Here is a 14405-nt window from a genome sequence, read left to right as displayed (position 1 = left end):
CACGAAGCCGGCATCGCCGCTGTCAACGCACCCGGCGCCCTCGTCATCTCCGGCACCACCACAACCGTCCAGGAAATAGCCGCCGCCCTGACCGCACAGGGCAGGCGCACCAAGCAGCTCCAGGTCAGCCACGCCTTCCACTCCCCCCTCATGGACCCGATCCTCGACACATTCCGGCACACCCTGGACGGCATCACCTTCCACGAACCAGACATCCCCATCGTGTCGACCGTCACCGGGACCACCGACCCACAAGACATGCGCACAGCCGACTACTGGGTCAACCACATCCGCGACACCGTCCGCTTCACCGACGCCGTCACGACCCTGCGGGCACAGAACACCCGCACCTACATCGAGATCGGCCCCGACACCACCCTCACCACCCTCACCCAGCAAACCCTCGACACCGACATCACCGCCCACCCCGTCCTCCGTCCCAACCACCCCGAAACACACACAGTCATCCAAGCCGCAGGCATCCACTTCACCCGCGGCGGATCCGTCGACTGGCAGGCCCTGCTCCCCCACGCCCACCCCGTCGACCTGCCCACCTACCCCTTCCAGCACCAGCACTACTGGCTGGACGCGCCCACCACCACCGCAGACCCCACCGCCGCCGGACTCCAGCACACCGAACACCCCCTGCTCAGCGCAGCCATGCAACTCGCCGGATCCGACCGGACCGTGTTCTCAGGCCGCCTCTCGGCCGCCTCCCACAACTGGCTGACCGACCACGCCGTCCACGGCACCGTCCTCGTCCCGGGCGCCGCCCTGGTGGAACTGGCCCTGCGCACCGGCGACGAAGTCGGCTGCGCCACGCTGGAAGAACTGACCCTCCAGGCACCGCTCGTACTCCCGGACACCGGCGCCGTGCACCTCCAGGTCTCCGTGAACGAAGCCGACACACAAGGCCGCCGCACCATCGAAATCCACTCACGAACCGAGCAGGACACGGCCGGGGCGGCCTGGGCCTGCCACGCGGTCGGTGCCCTCATCGAGGCCAACGCGCACCCGGCCCCAGCCGCCCTCATGGACGTATGGCCCCCGCAGGACGCCCACGAGGTCCTGGTGAGTGACTTCTACGACGGACTGGCCGGCCGGGGCTACGACTACGGACCCGTCTTCCAGGGCCTGCGCAGCGCCTGGCGGCGCGGCGACGAGGTGTTCGCCGAGGTGACCCTGCCCGAGGAGATCGCCCACACGGCCGATGCGTTCGGACTGCACCCGGCGCTGCTCGACTCCGCCCTGCACGCCATGAACTTCAGCTCCGTCGACGGAGGTTCGGGCACACCGCTGCCGTTCGCGTGGTCCGGCGTTTCCCTGTACGCGACCGGTGCCACAGCTCTGCGGGTGCGGATCGCGCCGGATGAGGAGCGCGGTGGTGTGACCGTGGATCTGTTCGACCAGGCAGGGCTGCCGGTCGCGTCCGTGCAGTCGTTGGCGCTGCGTGAGGTGAGCAGGGAGCAGATGGCCGCTTCCCAGGGCACCGATTCGCTGTTCCGGGTCGAGTGGGTGCCGACGCAGACGGCTTCGGGTTCGGGTTCGGGTTCGGCCGACGAGACCTGGACCGTGCTCGGTGACGGCCCGCTCGCCGGGAACGGCCCGGCCTTCGCGGACCTGGATGCGCTGATCGCTTCCGGCGGTACCGTCCCCGGCACCGTCGTGCTGGAGTGCCCGGCGGGTACGGGCGAGGTTCCCGATGCGGTGCGGGCCGGGCTGGGTGATGTGCTGGGTGTGGTGCAGCGGTGGGTGACCGATGAAAGGCTGGCCGATGCGCGGCTGGTCGTGGTCACCCGGGGCGCGGTTGCCGTTCCTGGTGATGGACCGGTTGATGTGCGTGTCGCGCCGGTGTGGGGTCTGGTCCGTGCGGCCCAGGCCGAGCACCCCGGACGCTTCGTCCTCGCCGATCTCCCCCACGACGCCGAAGCAGACCAACTTGCCGCCGGGCTTGCCGCCGGGCTCGCGACCGGCGAACCCCAATGGGCCCTGCGCGACGGTGGTATCCGCGTCCCGCGTCTGGCACCCGCACCCACCCCGCCCACGTCCGTGGACGCTGCTGCGGGGTTCGGTGACGGTCCGGTACTGATCACCGGTGCCTCCGGGACCCTGGGCGGCATCGTCGCCCGCCACCTCGTCACCACCCATAACGTCCGGCACCTGGTCCTGGTGAGCCGACGCGGCCGTGCCGCCGACGGCATGAACCAACTCGAGACGGACCTGACCGGTCTCGGGGCGACCGTGGAGGTGCTCGCCTGCGACGCAGCCGACCGCGACGCCCTGACCCACGCACTCACCGGACGGCGTCTCACCACAGTCGTCCACGCCGCCGGCGTCCTCGACGACGCCACCCTGGAATCCCTCGACGAATCCCGACTCGACACGGTCCTGCGGCCCAAGGTCGACGCCGCCTGGAACCTCCACGAACTCACCCGGGACCACGACCTGACGGCCTTCGTCCTGTTCTCCTCCGCCGCCGGCATCTTCGGCAACCCCGGCCAGGCCAACTACGCCGCCGCCAACACCTTCCTCGACGCCCTCGCCCACACCCGCAACGCCCAGGGCCTGCCCGCACTCTCCCTCGCCTGGGGCCTGTGGGCCGAAACCAGCACCATGACCACCCACCTCGCCGACACCGACAAACAGCGCATCGCACGCCTCGGCGCACAACCACTCAGCCAGACCCACGCCCTCGCGCTCCTCGACCAAGCAACCACCGACAAGAGCAATACCCTCCTCGCTCCGATCCGCCTCAACCTCCCCGGACTGCGCGGTCGTTCCGAAGGCGTGCACGCTCTGTTGCGGTCGCTGGTGCCCGTCAGGTCGCGGCGGCAGGCCTCGGCGCGAGGGACCACGGCGTCGGACGGCGGACTGGTCGAGCGGCTGACGGCGATGAGCGAGAGCCGTCGCGCGGCGCATCTGCTGGACCTGGTGCGCGCAGAGGTCGCAGGGGTGCTGGGACACCGTTCCGCCGCGACGGTCGAGGCCGAGCGCGCCTTCAAGGATCTTGGGTTCGACTCGCTGACTGCGGTGGAGCTGCGCAACCGGCTCCGTTCGGCCACCGGTTTGAAGCTGGCCGCCACGGTCGTCTTCGACCACCCGACCTCCGCGGACCTGGCCCGTCATCTGCGCGCACAGATCCCGGAACTCCCCCCGGCCGGACCGGAAGGGCTTCTCGGCGAACTCGACCGGATCGAGCAGATGCTGACCGGTCTCGACCCGGCCGACGAGGAGAGCACCGGCATCCAGTTGCGCCTGGCCGCCCTGCTCGCCCGCTTCGACGATGCGGCACGGCAGGCGGACACCGAACAGGTCGCCGACAAGATCGACGCGGCGACGGACGACGAGATCTTCGCCTTCATCGACAACGAACTCGGCTGAAGCCCCGTACCCACCCCCCTGACGCCGACCTCTGGTGCCGCCCCCGGACTCCGATCGTCTGCGACGACGACTCGAATGGTGACTGACTGATGTCCAACGAGCAGAAGCTGCGTGACTACCTCAAGCGGGTGACGACGGATCTGGCCGAGACCCGCCGCCGTCTCGGTCGGGCCGAGGCCGCCCGGCACGAGCCCATCGCGATCGTCGGGATGGCGTGCCGGTACCCGGGTGGTGTCGAGTCGCCGGAGGATCTTTGGGCGCTGGTCGACGAGGGCCGGGACGCGATCGACGTCATGCCCGGTGACCGGGGCTGGGACATCGAGGGCCTCTACGACCCGGATCCGTCGAGCACCGGCAAGACGTACTCCCGTGAGGGCGGATTCCTGCGGAACGCGGCCGAGTTCGATCCGGCGTTCTTCGGGATCTCCCCGCGCGAGGCTTTGGCCATGGACCCCCAGCAACGGCTGCTGCTGGAAACCTCCTGGGAAGCCTTCGAGCGGGCGGGCATCGACCCGGCCACTCTGCGCGGCAGCCGCACCGGTGTCTTCGCGGGCGTCATGTACCACGACTACGGCGCGCGCTTCGGCACGGCCGCGGGTGCGGCGGCTCTCCCGGAGGGTGTCGAGGGGTATGTCGGCAACGGCAGCGCGGGCAGCATCGCGACCGGCCGCCTCTCGTACACCTTCGGGCTGGAGGGACCGGCGGTCACCGTCGACACCGCCTGCTCCTCGTCGCTGGTCGCCCTCCACCTCGCCGTCCAGGCCCTGCGCGACGGGGAGTGCACTCTGGCCCTCGCCGGCGGCGTCACCGTCATGGCGACGCCGGACACGTTCGTCGAGTTCAGCCGCCAGCGGGGGCTCGCTCCCGATGGCCGCTGCAAGGCGTTCGGTGCGGGCGCGGACGGCACCGGCTGGGCCGAAGGCGCCGGCATGCTCCTCGTGGAGCGTCTCTCCGACGCCGAGCGCCTGGGCCATCGCGTCCTCGCGGTCGTTCGCGGGAGCGCGGTCAACCAGGACGGTGCCTCCAACGGCCTCACCGCCCCCAACGGCCCCTCCCAACAACGCGTCATCCGCCAGGCCCTCGACGCGGCGAACCTGACGCCCGCACAGATCGACGTGGTCGAGGGACACGGCACCGGCACCACACTCGGCGATCCGATCGAGGTCCAGGCACTCCAGGCCGCCTACGGACAAAACCGCGCCACCGAACGGCCCTTGTGGTTGGGGTCGTTGAAGTCCAACATCGGGCATGCCCAGGCTGCCGCCGGTGTCGGCGGCATCATCAAGATGGTGATGGCGCTACGGGCCGGAACCCTGCCCCGCACCCTGCACGCGCAGGAGCCGTCACGCCAGGTCGACTGGACGGCCGGTGCGGTACGCCTGCTCACCGAGCCGACGCCGTGGCCCGAGACCGGGGAACCGCGCCGGGCAGCGGTGTCGTCGTTCGGCGTCAGCGGCACCAACGCGCACGTGATCATCGAGCAGGTGCTGGAGCCGGTGCTGGAGCAGGTGCTGGAACCGGAACCGACGGCGGCCGGAGTGGAGAGCGGCGAGACACCTGCCACGGGCCCCGCCCTCCTTCCCTGGCCGGTCTCTGCGCGCAGTGCCGAGGCGGTGCGTGCCCAGGCGGCCCGGCTGCACGCGCACCTGCTCGCCCGTCCCGACCTCGGCGCCGCCGACGTCGCGTACTCGCTCGGCGTCACTCGTGCCGCGCTCCCCCACCGTTTCGTCGCGCTCGGCACTGACCGCTCCGAACTGCTCGCCGCCGTCGCACGGTTCGTCGAGGGCACCGAGAGTCCGGCCGACGAGATGACGGGCACGTCGACGCCGGGGGCCACCGCGTTCCTGTTCTCCGGGCAGGGGTCGCAGTGGGCCGGTATGGGGCGCGAACTGCGCGATCGGTTCCCGCGGTTCCGGCAGGCCCTCGACTCAGTGTGCGCCGTGCTCGACCCGCTCCTGCCCCAACCCCTGTTGAACGTGATGTTCGCCGTGCCGGGCAGCGTGGAGGCCGAGGCGCTCGACACCACCGAATACACCCAGCCCGCTCTCTTCGCCCTGGAGGTCGCTCTCTACCGGCTTCTGGAGTCGTGGGGCATCCGGCCCGACGCCGTCGCCGGACACTCCATCGGAGAGATCGCCGCCGCCCACATCTGCGGAATCCTCACCCTGCACGACGCCTGCACCCTCGTCGCCGCCCGCGGCCGGCTCATGCAACAACTCCCGCCCGGCGGCACCATGATCGCCGTCGAGGCCGACACCGACCAGGTCCTGCCCCTGCTGGCCGGACACGAGCACGAAGCCGGCATCGCCGCTGTCAACGCACCCGGCGCCCTCGTCATCTCCGGCACCACCACAACCGTCCAGGAAATAGCCGCCGCCCTGACCGCCCAGGGCAGGCGCACCAAACAGCTCCAGGTCAGCCACGCCTTCCACTCCCCCCTCATGGACCCGATCCTCGACACATTCCGGCACACCCTGGACAGCATCACCTTCCACGAACCAGCCATCCCCATCGTCTCCACCGTCACCGGAACCACCGACCCACAAGACATGCGCACAGCCGACTACTGGGTCACCCACATCCGCAACACCGTCCGCTTCACCGACGCCGTCACGACCCTGCGGGCACAGGGTGTCGAACGCTGGGTCGAGGTCGGTCCGTCGCCGGCTCTGCTGCCTGCCATCCAGCAGCACCTGGACGCGCTGGACGCAGTGGACGCAGTGGACGCAGTGGCCGTGCTGAAGGGCGGTGCGACCGGTCTGACCGCCCCCGGCCGTCAGGCCGTCGTCGTCGCCCTGCTCCGTCGCGCCGAACCGGAGGAGAAGGCCCTGCTCACCGCGGTGTCCCGGTTGTACGCGGCCGGGACACCCGTCGGCTGGGGAGCCGTTCTCGACGGACGTGGCGCGCGACAGGTGGACCTTCCCACCTATGCCTTCCAGCGACAGCGGTTCTGGCTCGACGTCCCCGGCGGCACCGGTGACATGAGCGCGGCCGGGCTCGGCGCCGCCCACCACCCCCTGCTCGGCGCGTCCGTCGCTCTCGCGGAGGGTGACGGCGTCCTGCTCACCGGCAGGCTGTCTCCGGTGGCTCAGTCCTGGCTCGGTGACCACGCCGTGGGCGGGGTGACGCTCATACCGGGGACGGCCCTGGTGGAGCTGGCCCTGCGCGCCGGCGACGAGGTCGGCTGCGGTCGGCTCGACGATCTCACGCTTGAAGCGCCACTGATCCTGCCGCCCGAGAGCACCGTGCAGGTCCAGGTCGCAGTCGGGGCGCCCGACGAACACGGGGTGCGCCCCGTCCACGTGTACTCCCGGCCGCAGCCCGACCCGCAGCACGCCCAGAGCGCCGACGCCGGCTGGATCCGGCACGCCGGCGGTCTCCTGTCTCCGGGCGTCCTCTCTCCGGCCCCGGCGGCCGACTTCATCACCTGGCCGCCGCGCGACGCTGAACCTCTGGAGATCGAAGGCTTCTACGAGAATCTCGAAGACCGCGGCTACGAATACGGCCCCGCCTTCCAGGGCCTGCGCAGCGCCTGGCGGCGCGGTGACGAGGTGTTCGCCGAGGTGGCCCTGCCTGAGCAGCAAGCGTCCGAGGCCGATGGGTTCGGAATGCACCCGGCCCTTCTCGACGCGGCCCTGCACGCGATCGGGTTGACCTCGCTCGTGGCCGACGGTGCCACTCGGCTGCCGTTCGCGTGGTCCGGCGTTTCCCTGTACGCGACCGGTGCCACAGCTCTGCGGGTGCGGATCGCGCCGGTCGGCCCGGACAGCTTCTCCGTGACCGCGGCGGACCCGACGGGCGCGCCGGTTGCCGCCGTCGAGTCGTTGAATGTGCGGGAGATGTCGTACGAGCAGGTGACCGCGGCGATGGCCGCGGCTGCTGGGAGGACCGGCTCCGACTCCTTGTTCCGGGTGGAGTGGGTGCCGACGCAGACGGCTTCGGGCTCGGGCGACGACGGGCCGTGGGCTGTGTTGGGGGACTCGTCTTTGAGTGAGGGTGGTCTCGCGTTCGCGGACCTGGATGCGTTGATCGCTTCCGGCGGTACCGTCCCCGGCACCGTCGTGCTGGAGTGCCCGGCGGGTGCGGGCGAGGTTCCCGATGCGGTGCGGGCGCGGTTGGGTGATGTGTTGGGTGTGGTGCAGCGGTGGGTGGCCGATGAGCGGCTGGCCGATGCGCGGCTGGTCGTGGTCACCCGCGGCGCGGTCGCCCTCACAGCCGGGGAACCGGTCGATGTGCGTGTCGCGCCGGTGTGGGGCCTGGTCCGTGCGGCCCAGGCCGAACACCCCGGACGCTTCGTCCTCGCCGACCTCCCCCACGACGCCGAAGCACACCAACTTGCCACCGGGCTTGCCGCCGGGCTCGCGACCGGCGAACCCCAATGGGCCCTGCGCGACGGTGGTATCCGCGTCCCGCGTCTGGCACCCGCACCCACCCCGCCCACGTCCGTGGACGCTGCTGCGGGGTTCGGTGACGGTCCGGTTCTGGTCACCGGTGCTTCCGGGACCCTGGGCGGCATCGTCGCCCGCCACCTCGTCACCACCCATAACGTCCGGCACCTGGTCCTGGTGAGCCGGCGCGGCCGTGCCGCCGACGGCATGAACCAACTCGAGACGGACCTGACCGGCCTCGGGGCGACGGTGGAGGTGCTCGCCTGCGACGCCGCCGACCGCGACGCCCTGACCCACGCACTCGCCGGACGCCGTCTCACCGCGGTCGTGCATTCCGCCGGTGTCCTCGACGACGGCATTCTGGAATTCCTGGACGAGTCCCGTCTCGACACGGTGCTGCGGCCCAAGGTCGATGCCGCCTGGAACCTTCACGAACTCACCCGGGACCACGACCTGACGGCCTTCGTCCTGTTCTCCTCCGCCGCCGGCATCTTCGGCAACGCCGGACAGGCCAACTACGCCGCCGCCAACACCTTCCTCGACGCCCTCGCGCACGCACGGCGCGCCGAGGGTCTGCCCGGTCAGTCGCTGGCGTGGGGCCTGTGGGCGGAGACGAGCGCGATGACGGGCGGGCTCGGCGACACCGACAAGCAGCGACTGACACGGTCAGGAGCCAGCCCCCTCTCAGCCGAAGAAGGCCTCACACTCCTCGACCGAGCGCTCGGTGAGGGGGCTCCGGATCTCCTCGTACCGATGCGACTCAGCCGTCCGGCGCTGCGCGCCCAGGCCCAGGCAGGCACCCTGCCCGCACTGATGCGGGCGCTGGTGCCCGGGACGGCGCGACGTCAGGCCGCGGCCGGGACGGTGGGCGCGGCGGCGGGCAGCCGCACCCTTGCCGACCGTCTGGCCGGCCTGTCGCCGGCCGAACAGGCCGAGCACGTACAGGGGTTGGTCCGCCATGAGGTCGCCGGTGTCTTGGGCCATTCCTCCCCGGACGCCGTCCCGAGCACGCAGTCCTTCAAAGAGCTGGGCTTCGACTCGCTGACGGCAGTGGAACTGCGCAACCGGCTCGGTGCCGCCACCGGGCTGCGCCTGCCCGCCACGCTCATCTTCGACCACCCGACATCCGCCGCCCTGGCCGACCGCGTACTGAACGACCTCGTCGGGAAGCACGCCGAAGCTCCCACGGATTCCCCCCGTGCCGTCGCCACATCCCGCACCGAGCCGATTGCGATTGTGGGGATGGGGTGCCGTTTCCCGGGGGGTGTCGTCTCTCCGGAGGGGCTGTGGGAGACAGTGTTGTCGGGCAGGGACGTGATCTCTTCGTTCCCCACCGACCGTGGCTGGGACACCGACACCCTCTACGACCCCGACCCCGACCACCCCGGCACCACCTACGGCCGCCACGGCGGGTTCCTGGACACCGTCGCCGACTTCGACCCGGAGTTCTTCGGGATCTCCCCGCGCGAGGCTTTGGCCATGGACCCCCAGCAACGGCTGCTGCTGGAGACGTCGTGGGAGGCCTTCGAGCGGGCGGGCATCGACCCGGCCACCCTGCGCGGCAGCCGCACCGGCGTCTTCGCCGGCGTCATGTACCACGACTACGCCTCACGCCTGAACGAAATCCCCGGCCACCTCGAAGGCCTGATGGGAACAGGAAACGCCACCAGTGTGATCGCAGGCCGACTCTCCTACACCTTCGGCCTCGAAGGCCCCTCCCTCAGCATCGACACCGCCTGCTCCTCGTCCCTGGTCGCCCTCCACCTCGCCGTCCAGGCCCTGCGCGACGGCGAGTGCGAGATGGCGCTGGCCGGCGGCGTCACCGTGATGGCCACACCAGAAGCCTTCATCAACTTCAGCCGCCAACGAGGACTGGCCCCCGACGGCCGTTGCAAGGCGTTCGGTGCGGGCGCGGACGGCACCGGCTGGGCCGAAGGCGCCGGCATGCTCCTCGTCGAACGCCTCTCCGACGCCGAGCGCCTGGGCCATCGCGTCCTGGCGGTCGTTCGCGGCAGCGCCGTCAACCAGGACGGTGCCTCCAACGGCCTCACCGCCCCCAACGGCCCCTCCCAACAACGCGTCATCCGCCAAGCCCTCGCCACCGCCGGTCTCTCCCCCGCCGACATCGACGCCGTCGAAGCACACGGCACGGGCACCACACTCGGCGATCCGATCGAGGTCCAGGCACTCCAGGCCGCCTACGGACAAAACCGCGCCACCGAACGGCCCCTGTGGTTGGGGTCGTTGAAGTCCAACATCGGGCATGCCCAGGCCGCCGCCGGCGTCGGCGGCATCATCAAAATGGTGATGGCGCTACGGGCCGGAACCCTGCCGCGCACTCTGCACGCCGACGAGCCCTCGCCCCACATCGACTGGACGGCAGGGAACGTGCAGCTCCTCACCGAGGAACGGGAGTGGCCCCAGGCCGGACAGCCGCGCCGGGCCGCCGTCTCGTCCTTCGGATTCAGCGGCACCAACGCCCACGTCATTCTGGAGGAGGCCCCGGCCGGTTCCGTGGAAGAAGCCGCGCAGGAGTCCGTCTCGCCAACCGTCTCGCCGATCGTCCCGCTGCTGATCAGTGCCAAGTCTCAGACGGCACTGCGGGCACAGGCACAGCGGCTACGGACGCATCTCACCGAGCGGCCCGAGCTCCGGCCGGCCGACGTGGCCTTCTCCCTCGCGACCACACGCGCAGCCCTCGAACACCGGGCCGTAGTCGTCGGCACCGAACTGCACGAACTCGCAGAGAAATTGGACGCGTTGGCCGATACCGGCACCGGCACGGTTATCGACGGGGGCCGGACCGCGTTCCTGTTCACCGGACAGGGAGCACAGCGCCCGGGCATGGGACGGGAACTGTACGAGACCTTCCCCGCCTTCCGCACCGCGCTGGACGAAGCCTGCAGCCACCTCGACCCGCTCCTGCCCCAACCCCTGCGGAACGTGATGTGGGGCACCGACCCCGACACCCTGGCCCGCACCGAATACACCCAGCCCGCCCTCTTCGCCCTGGAGGTCGCTCTCTACCGGCTTCTGGAGTCGTGGGGCATCCGGCCCGATGCCGTCGCCGGGCACTCCATCGGAGAGATCGCCGCCGCCCACATCTGCGGAATCCTCTCCCTGCACGACGCCTGCACCCTCGTCGCCGCCCGCGGCCGGCTCATGCAGCAACTCCCTCCCGGCGGCACCATGATCGCCGTCGAAGCCACCGAGGACGAACTCCAGCCCCTGCTCACCGGCCTCGGCGACCAGGCCGGCATCGCCGCCCTCAACACCCCCCACTCCACCGTCATCTCCGGCACCACCACCGCAACCACCCACATCGCACAACACTTCACCGCCCAGGGCAGGCGCACCAAGCAGCTCCAGGTCAGCCACGCCTTCCACTCCCCCCTCATGGACCCGATCCTCGACACATTCCGGCACACCCTGGACAGCATCACCTTCCACGAACCAGCCATCCCCATCGTGTCCACCGTCACCGGGACCACCGACCCACAAGACATGCGCACAACCGACTACTGGGTCACCCACATCCGCGACACCGTCCGCTTCACCGACGCCCTGCACACCCTCCACACCCACAACACCCGCACCTACATCGAGATCGGCCCCGACACCACCCTCACCACCCTCACCCAGCAAACCCTCGACACCGACATCACCACCCACCCCGTCCTCCGTCCCAACCACCCCGAAACACACACCCTCATCAACACCGTGGGCCAACTCCACCTCACCGGCACCCCCGTCGACTGGCACGCCCTGCTCCCCCACGCCCACCCCGTCGACCTGCCCACCTACCCCTTCCAGCACCAGCACTACTGGCTGGACGCGCCCACCACCACCGCAGACCTCACCGCCGCCGGACTCCAGCACACCGAACACCCCCTGCTCAGCGCAGCCATGCAACTCGCCGGAAGCGACCGGACCGTGTTCTCAGGCCGCCTCTCGACCGCCTCCCACAACTGGCTGACCGACCACGCCGTCCACGGCACCGTCCTCGTCCCGGGCGCCGCCCTGGTCGAACTGGCCCTGCGCACCGGCGACGAAGTCGGCTGCGCCACGCTGGAAGAACTGACCCTCCAGGCACCGCTCGTACTCCCGGACACCGGCGCCGTGCACCTCCAGGTCTCCGTGAACGAAGCCGACACACAAGGCCGCCGCACCATCCAAATCCACTCACGTCCTCACACTCCGGCCGGTGTCACGGCCGTCGAATGGACCGCGCACGCTGACGGCGTTCTGGCGACGGCGGGTTCCGCTCCTGACAAGTACGACGCGCCCTGGCCGCCCGACCGGGCCATCTCGGTCGACGTCTCCGACGTGTACGACGCTTTCGCCGATAAGGGCCTGGTTTACGGGCCGGTGTTCCGCGGCCTGCGCAGCGCCTGGCGGCGCGGTGACGAGGTGTTCGCCGAGGTGACCCTGCCCGAGGAGATCGCCCACACGGCCGACGCGTTCGGACTGCACCCGGCGCTGCTCGACTCCGCCCTGCACGCGATCGGGTTGACCTCGCTCGTGGTCGACGGTGCCACTCGGCTGCCGTTCGCGTGGTCCGGCGTTTCCCTGCACGCCGTGGGCGCGACGACGCTTCGGGTGCGGATCGCGCCGGATGAGGAGCGCGGTGGTGTGACCGTGGATCTGTTCGACCAGGCCGGGCTGCCGGTCGCGTCGGTGGAGTCGTTGGCGCTGCGTGAGGTGAGCAAGGAGCAGATGGCCGCAGCGGCTTCAGCGGCGGGAGGCGATTCGCTGTTCCGGTTGGAGTGGGTGGCGGCCGGGGCGGGTGACGGCTCGGGCGACGACGGGCCGTGGGCTGTGCTGGGGGACTCGCCTTTGAGTGAGGGTGGTCTCGCGTTCGCGGATGTGGATGCGTTGATCGCTGCGGGCGGTGCCGTTCCCGGCACGGTGGTGTGGGACTGCACGCCCATCGAGGCCGGGACGGTTCCCGACGCGGTGCGGGCGCGGCTGGGTGATGTGCTGGGTGTGGTGCAGCGGTGGGTGACCGATGAAAGGCTGGCCGATGCGCGGCTGGTCGTCGTCACCCGCGGCGCGGTCGCCGTCCCCGGCGACGGACCGGTCGATGTGCGTGTCGCGCCGGTGTGGGGCCTGGTCCGTGCGGCCCAGGCCGAGCACCCCGGACGCTTCGTCCTCGCCGATCTCCCCCACGACGCCGAAGCAGACCAACTTGCCGCCGGGCTTGCCGCCGGGCTCGCGACCGGCGAACCCCAATGGGCCCTGCGCGACGGTGGTATCCGCGTCCCGCGTCTGGCACCCGCACCCACCCCGCCCACGTCCGTGGACGTGGCTCCGGGGTTCGGTGACGGTCCGGTACTGATCACCGGTGCCTCCGGGACCCTGGGCGGCATCGTCGCCCGCCACCTCGTCACCACCCATAACGTCCGGCACCTGGTCCTGGTGAGCCGACGCGGCCGTGCCGCCGACGGCATGAACCAACTCGAGACGGACCTGACCGGTCTCGGGGCGACCGTGGAGGTGCTCGCCTGCGACGCAGCCGACCGCGACGCCCTGACCCACGCACTCACCGGACGGCGTCTCACCACAGTCGTCCACGCCGCCGGCGTCCTCGACGACGCCACCCTGGAATCCCTGGACGAGTCCCGTCTCGACACGGTCCTGCGGCCCAAGGTCGACGCCGCCTGGAACCTCCACGAACTCACCCGGGACCACGACCTGACGGCCTTCGTCCTGTTCTCCTCCGCCGCCGGCATCTTCGGCAACCCCGGCCAGGCCAACTACGCCGCCGCCAACACCTTCCTCGACGCCCTCGCCCACACCCGCAACGCCCAAGGCCTGCCCGCACTCTCCCTCGCCTGGGGCCTGTGGGCCGAAACCAGCACCATGACGGGCGGGCTCGCCGACACCGACAAACAGCGACTGACACGGTCGGGAGCCAGCCCCCTCTCAGCCGAAGAAGGCCTCACACTCCTCGACACCGCTGCCACGGCCAACCACGACGGCCTGCTCATCCCCGTACGCCTCAACCTCCCCGCCCTGCGCGCACTCGCCGACACCGGACAGATGCCCAGACTGCTCAGCGCACTCGTCCGCACGCAGCCGCGGCGTGCGACAGAGACGACGGCAGGCAGCGGCGGCCTGCGCGAACGACTCACGGGTATGACCAGGACCGAAACGGAACGGCACCTGATCCATCTGGTGCGCAGCGAAGTCGCCACCGTCCTCGGGCACACGTCACCTGACGTCGTGAGCCCGGAGAGGTCGTTCACCGAGCTGGGCTTCGACTCGCTGACCGCGGTGGAACTGCGCAACCGGCTCGGCGCCGCCACCGGGCTGCGCCTGCCCGCCACGCTCATCTTCGACTACCCGACCTCCGCCCTGCTCGCCGAGCAGCTCCGGCTGGAACTCGTGCCGGACAGCTCCGCCGCAGAGCAGCACGACTTCGAGGAGCAGGCCTTCAGGGAGGCCGTCTCCGCCATTCCCATGTCTCGGTTCCGCGAGGCCGGCCTGTTGGACCTGGTACTGCAACTCGCTGATCCGGCGCGGCAGCAAGAGACCGTCGCGGGAGGGGAAGAGACGGAATCCATCGACGAGATGGACGTCGACAACCTGATTCGCATGGCGCTCGACGGCAAAGACTCCTGACCCACCTCGTAT

General features: G+C 70.6%; 2 protein-coding genes. Both read left to right on the top strand.

Annotated elements, in window-relative coordinates; translation table 11 throughout:
• Positions 1 to 3381 (top strand): SDR family NAD(P)-dependent oxidoreductase (locus tag ACFVDP_RS39620; protein WP_383501226.1); only part of this gene is annotated, 3381 nt, incomplete at its 5' end.
• Between the two features lie 128 nt (positions 3382 to 3509).
• Positions 3510 to 14393 carry a type I polyketide synthase gene (locus ACFVDP_RS39615; protein ID WP_383501235.1) on the top strand — a complete coding sequence of 3628 codons (10884 nt, stop codon included), beginning with the start codon at positions 3510 to 3512 and terminating at the stop codon, positions 14391 to 14393.
• The last annotated feature ends 12 nt before the right edge of the window (positions 14394 to 14405 follow it).

The organism is Streptomyces sp. NPDC057694 (assembly GCF_042799415.1).
Lineage (GTDB): Bacteria > Actinomycetota > Actinomycetes > Streptomycetales > Streptomycetaceae > Streptomyces.
This window is presented reverse-complemented; position numbering and strand designations above follow the sequence as displayed.